Consider the following 5103-nt stretch of genomic DNA (forward strand, 5'->3'; position numbering starts at 1 on the left):
CCGGTGGGTGCCGACCGTTGGTCGGCACTGAACCATCAGTGCGGTGAAGTGCGGGCCTGGCCATTGAATGGTTTCGGGCCTACCTGTATTGACGTGTTGCCCGATAGAAGAGAGATACCGGCAGGCGCACGCTTGGGCCCATGAACCGCGCTCGCCTACGCCTTGGCCGCCATTCCCGGATCGGGCAATCCTACATCCTGACCACCGTCACCCAGGAACGTCGACGCTACTTCGATGATGCCACTGCGGCACAGGAGGTGATGGATGTGTTCCGTCGCATTGATGATGATGGCCTGACGCACTCACTTGCCTATGTGGTCATGCCGGACCACATCCATTGGCTTGTGGAGATCCGTGCGTTCTCGCTGGACTACATCATGCAACGCTTCAAATCGAGCAGTGCATTGCGGATCAACCGCATGCTGGGCAAGACAGGACCATTTTGGCAATCGAGCTATCACGATCACGCCATTCGTTCTGAAGAATCACTGTTTCGCCATGCGATGTAATCGTCGCCAACCCGGTCAGGGCGAACTTGGCGAGCTGCGTGGGAGAGTATCCGTATGCCTGGTGCCGATGGGAGATTGATGGGAGGTACCAAGCAATGGATTACCCCGAAGCGGAGAGATAGTGCCGACCAACGGTCGGCACCCACCAATACCCAAGCCGACCAACGGTAGGTATCCACCAACAGATGTTTCCCAGCAGAAGCCGCGGTTCAGCGCTTCTGCGCGAACAGCCATGCCCACATTGCCGGGTCCGCGTACGTGGCGTCCCAGGCATTGTGGTTGCCCTCCGGGTACTCGGTGTAGCGCACGTCGCGTGCAGCGGCGCTTTGGAAGGCGGCGTGCAGCCTGCGGTCGTCGTCCGGCGGCACCACGTCATCCAGCGCACCATGGAAGATCCAGATCGGTGTGTGCCGAAGCCGCTTGGCGATCGCGGCATACGGATCGGATTCCTGGGCCACCTGTTCGACGAACAGCGTCGGACGCACCGCGCGCGGCGCCAGCACCGCGCCGCATACCGGCACGATCGCGGCGAAGCGCCCGGGGTCATCCAGCGCGATGTTCCAGCTGCCATAGCCGCCCATCGACATCCCGGTCAGGTACTGCCGCGAGGGATCGGCACCGAACTCGGCGATGGTGGCGTCCAGGGCGGCCAGCGCAACGCGGTTGTTGCGCCCGCTCCATTCCTGGCGGCCCGGCTCCTGCGGGAATACGGCCAACGCGGGGAAGTCGGCCGCGTGCCTGCGCAGGTGCGGCCCCAGCCCCGCATGGGTCTGCTTGACGCCGTCGCCGCCACGCTCGCCGGATCCGTGCAGGAACAGCACCACCGGCAGCGCGCCAGGCATGCGCGCCGCGGTTGCCGGAATGAACACCTGGTAATAGGCGGTGCGGCCATCCACTTTCACCGCACGCGATTCGAAGCGGCCACGTGCGCTGTCCGGGTGCGAGGCGCAGCCGGCCATCATCAGGATCGCCAGCATTGGCAGCCAGCGCATCATCGTACGGACCATCGACGTTCCAGGAGCGGTGGGTTCAGCCGCATCCTAGTCCGCCGCAGGTCAACGCGGCATCTTGCGCCGCATCACTGCGGGCGCGGGAAGCTGGCAATGATGTCCAGTTGTTCCTGCGCTTCGGCATTGCCTGCCGCCGCCGCAGCCTGCACCTGCGCCATGTCCGGGTGCAGCACCACCAGCAACGGGTTTTCGCAGACCGGGCAGTCGTACTCGGTGGCGTCCTCGTCCAGCTCCATCTCCATGGCACGCGAGCTGCCCTTCCATTCGCAGGCTGGGCAGGTGTGCTGCTGGTCGCGCCAGCCGGGCTGGAAATAGTTTTCGATCGTGGTGGCCATGAGGGTCCAGTTGGAATCGGGTCAGAGCCCCGCGCTGCGGGGATCCGACCCTGGGTCTTGGTGTGGGTCGGAGCTCCGCGTTGCGGGGATCCGGCCCGGCAGGGATCAGTGCAGCAGCACCAGCGTGGCCAGGCCGAGGAAGGTGAAGAAGCCCATCGAGTCGGTCACGGCAGTCAGGAAGATGCCACTGGCCAGCGCCGGGTCGAAGCCGAAGCGTTTCAGGGTCAGCGGCACCAGCACGCCGGCCAGTGCCGCGAACAGCAGGTTGCAGGTCAGCGCGATGGCGATCACCGCCGACAGCCCGGGCGAGTGGAACCAGACCAGCACGATCAGCCCCAGGATCGAGCCGAGCAGCAGGCCGTTGAGCGCGGCCACCCGCACTTCCTTCCACAGCAGCGTGCGCGCGTTGGAGGCGCCCACCTGGCCCAACGCCAGGCCGCGCACCATCAGCGCCAGCACCTGGGTACCGGCGTTACCGCCGAGGCCGGCGACGATCGGCATCAGCACCGCCAGCGCCACCAGCTTGTCGATGGTGCCTTCGAAATGGCCGACCACGCTGGAGGCCAGGAACGCCGTGCACAGATTGATCGACAGCCACATCAGGCGGCGGCGCATGGCGCGCCAGACCGGGCTGAACAGGTCCTCGTCCTCGTCCAGGCCGGCTGCGCCCAGCGCCTGGTGCTCGGCCTGGCCACGGATGATGTCGACCACGTCATCGATGGTGATGCGGCCAACGAGGATGTTGTTCTCGTCCACTACCGGTGCGGAGATCCAGTCATGGTCGGAGAACTGCCGTGCCACTTCCTGGTCGCTCTCGCCGACGTCGATGGCCGGCTGCTCGTCGTCGATCAGGCGGTTGATCGGGGTGGTGTCCTCGTGGGTCACCAGTGCCGCCAGCGACACCCGGCCGAGATACTGGTGCCGCCGGCTGACCACGAACAGGTGGTCGGTGTGGTCAGGCAATTCGCCGCGCAGGCGCAGGTAGCGCAGCACCACGTCGACGTTGACGTCGGCGCGCACGGTCACCACGTCCGGGTTCATCAGGCGGCCGGCGCTGTCCTCGGGATAGGACAGCACCTGTTCCAGCCGCTCGCGGTTCTCGCGGTCCATCGACTTGAGGACTTCATCGATGACCGTATCCGGCAGGTCTTCGACCAGGTCGGCCAGATCGTCGATGTCCAGGTCTTCGACCGCGGCGATGATCTCGTCCGGGTCCATGTCCGCGAGCAGGCTTTCGCGCACGTCCTCGCCGACGTGGACCAGCACCTCGCCGTCGTCTTCAGGATCGACCAGGCCCCACACCACCTCGCGCTTGCCCGGCGGCAGTGATTCAAGCAGGTTGCCGATCTCGGCCGGGGCCAGGGTGTTGACCAGGCGACGTACCGGGCCCAGCCGGCCGCTGTCCAGTGCATCGGACAGCATCCGCAGTTGGCGCGCAGTCTTGTCGTGGCGTACAGCTTCAGCCATCGCAGCTCCCGCGGGATAAGAAAAGCCGCGATCCCGGCAAGGATGCGGCAACAGGGGTGTTCAGCGCGTCATTATCGCAAGGGGATGTTTCACCGGATACCCCGGCGGCAACGAGACGGGGTCAGATCCCTTTTCCCGCGGGAAAGGGATCTGACCCCAGGCGTGCATGCCCGGCGAGTGGGTGGTGTCAGGGCGTATCGGCCACCAGCGCCAGCCAGCGTTCGATGGCGCGGCGGTCGCGCGCGGTCAGCAGCTTCGGCGCGCGCGCGCGCAGCACGGACAGGTCGGCTTCGCGTATCGCGCGGCGTACCTCCAGCAACGTACCGGGGTGCAGGCTGAACTCGCTCAGGCCCAGCGCCAGCAGCAGCGGGGTCATCCGGGCATCACCGGCCATCTCGCCGCAGACCGCCACCGGGATGCGGTGACGCGCGCCGGTCTCGATCACCATCTGCAGCAGCCGCAGCACGGCCGGGTGCAACGGTGAATACAACTCGCCCAGCGCCTCGTTGTTGCGGTCGGCAGCCAGCAGGTACTGCACCAGATCGTTGGTGCCGATCGACAGGAAATCGATCAGGTCGATGAAGCTCTCCAGCGCCAGCGCAGCGGCGGGGACTTCGATCATCGCGCCCAGCGGTACGTGGTCGGACACCATGTGCCCTTCGCCGCGCAGCTGTTCGGTCAGTTTGAGCATGCGCCGGCGCACGGCCAGCAGCTCCTCGCGGGTGCTGACCATCGGCACCAGTACGCGCAGCTTGCCGTATGCAGACGCGCGCAGGATCGCGCGCAGCTGGGTGTCGGCCACTTTCGGCCGTGCCAGCGACAGGCGCACCCCGCGCAGGCCGAGTGCAGGGTTCTCTTCGTTGCTCAGGGTCAGGCCGGTACGGTCGGCCTTGTCCGCGCCCAGGTCCAGCGTGCGTATGGTGACCGGCCGCCCGCTCATGCCCAGCGCGGCATCGCGGTAGGTCTGGAACTGCTCTTCTTCGTCCGGCAGCTCATTGCGCTGCAGGAACAGGAATTCGGTGCGGTACAGGCCGAGCCCCTGCGCGCCCAGTGCATGCGCCTGGGTCACGTCTTCCAGCGATTCGGCATTGGCCAGCAGGGCAATGTCGACCTGGTCGCGGGTACGGCTGGGCTTGCTGCGCAGGCGGCCGAGCTCGCGCTGCTCGCGCGCATGTTCCTTCAGCCGGACGCGGTAGTCCCGCAGGTTGTCGGCCTGCGGGTTGACGGTGATGCTGCCGTCGGCGCCATCGATGATCAGCACATCGCCATCGGCGATGCGGCTGAGCAGCTGCGGCACGTTGACGATCAGGGGCAGGTGCAGGCTGCGCGCCAGGATCGCGCTGTGCGACAGCGCGCTGCCGGCGGCCGTGACGATGCCGACTACGCCCTGTGCCTGCAGCTGCGCCAGCTCGGAGGGCGCGATGTTGTCACAGACCAGGATCTCGCCGGCCAGGCCTTTCACTGCCGACGGCCGTTCGGGTTGCAGGAAGGCGTGGATGCGCCCGATCACATGGTCGAGATCGTCCATGCGGCTCTTCAGATAGGCATCGTCCATGCCATCGAAGACCTTGGCCAGGCGGTCGCGCTGCAGGCGCAAGGCATAGCCGGCGCTGTACGGGCCACTGCGGATCAGATCATCCAGGCCGTACAGCAGCTCGGGGTCGTCCAGCAGCAGCGCGTGCAGGTCGAGGAACTCGCCTACTTCCTGGTTCAGGGCGCCATGCAGGCGCTGGCGCAGCTCGTGCATTTCCGTACGCGCGGCATCCAGCGCCCGGTGCAGGC

At 66.4% G+C, this 5103-nt stretch carries 4 protein-coding genes and 1 pseudogene; 1 reads left to right on the forward strand and 4 read right to left on the reverse strand.

Annotated elements, in window-relative coordinates; translation table 11 throughout:
• The first annotated feature begins 140 nt into the window (after nucleotides 1–140).
• Nucleotides 141–631 (forward strand): annotated as a pseudogene (locus N5E02_RS20005) (transposase).
• Between the two features lie 87 nt (nucleotides 632–718).
• Here the strand turns inward: N5E02_RS20005 and N5E02_RS20010 are convergent.
• The 4 genes from N5E02_RS20010 to ptsP all read right to left on the reverse strand — a co-directional run.
• On the reverse strand, nucleotides 719–1516 hold the full coding sequence (locus N5E02_RS20010) for a prolyl oligopeptidase family serine peptidase (protein WP_279946663.1): 798 nt from the start codon (nucleotides 1514–1516) through the stop codon (nucleotides 719–721).
• A gap of 71 nt (nucleotides 1517–1587) precedes the next feature.
• Nucleotides 1588–1854, reverse strand: a complete 267-nt coding sequence (locus N5E02_RS20015) for a hypothetical protein (protein WP_019659457.1) — start codon at nucleotides 1852–1854, stop codon at nucleotides 1588–1590.
• 105 nt (nucleotides 1855–1959) lie between these two features.
• Nucleotides 1960–3321 (reverse strand): magnesium transporter, encoded by a 1362-nt coding sequence (gene mgtE, locus N5E02_RS20020; RefSeq protein WP_049410631.1) that lies wholly within the window; start codon nucleotides 3319–3321, stop codon nucleotides 1960–1962.
• Between the two features lie 187 nt (nucleotides 3322–3508).
• Nucleotides 3509–5103: phosphoenolpyruvate--protein phosphotransferase (gene ptsP, locus N5E02_RS20025; RefSeq protein ID WP_279946664.1), on the reverse strand; the 1595-nt coding region annotated here is incomplete at its 5' end.

The sequence above is a fragment of the Stenotrophomonas sp. GD03777 genome (genome assembly GCF_029842485.1).
GTDB lineage: Bacteria > Pseudomonadota > Gammaproteobacteria > Xanthomonadales > Xanthomonadaceae > Stenotrophomonas > Stenotrophomonas sepilia.

Excerpts from the sequence above, each read along its gene's own strand:
- N5E02_RS20010 (WP_279946663.1), bottom strand. The coding sequence starts at position 1,516 with ATGGTCCGTACGATGATGCGCTGGCTGCCAATGCTGGCGATCCTGATG.
- mgtE (WP_049410631.1), bottom strand. The coding sequence starts at position 3,321 with ATGGCTGAAGCTGTACGCCACGACAAGACTGCGCGCCAACTGCGGATG.
- N5E02_RS20015 (WP_019659457.1), bottom strand. The coding sequence starts at position 1,854 with ATGGCCACCACGATCGAAAACTATTTCCAGCCCGGCTGGCGCGACCAG.